The organism is Zoogloea sp. LCSB751 (genome assembly GCF_002028455.1).
GTDB lineage: Bacteria > Pseudomonadota > Gammaproteobacteria > Burkholderiales > Rhodocyclaceae > Zoogloea.
Genome location: NZ_MWUM01000530.1, coordinates 1 through 242, shown reverse-complemented (window position 1 = coordinate 242; position 242 = coordinate 1). Strand labels below are relative to the sequence as shown.

The following is a 242-nucleotide window of genomic DNA, read 5'->3' as shown; positions in this document are numbered from 1 at the left end:
ATTTTATGGCTGAAGTGTTCACCTAAAAACGGCAGGGTTTTCAGCATCTCAATGCTTGGGGTTAGATCGGTATCGGCTTCGAATAGCGCGACAACCACGGTATCACGCCACAGCGGGGTTTCGCCCAGTTTAGGTTCAAAAATCGGGGTGTCTTTACCATCTTCAAAGGTAATGGAGACTGCGCCTTCTTCCATGAGTAAGTCGCTGATGGTTTCTGCATCATCACTGTTAGTGTTAATGCG

At 47.5% G+C, this 242-nt stretch carries 1 protein-coding gene; it reads right to left on the bottom strand.

Annotated elements, in window-relative coordinates:
- On the bottom strand, nt 1-242 hold a 242-nt coding region (locus tag B4920_RS27605; protein ID WP_173862742.1), incomplete at both ends, for a 50S ribosomal protein L11 methyltransferase.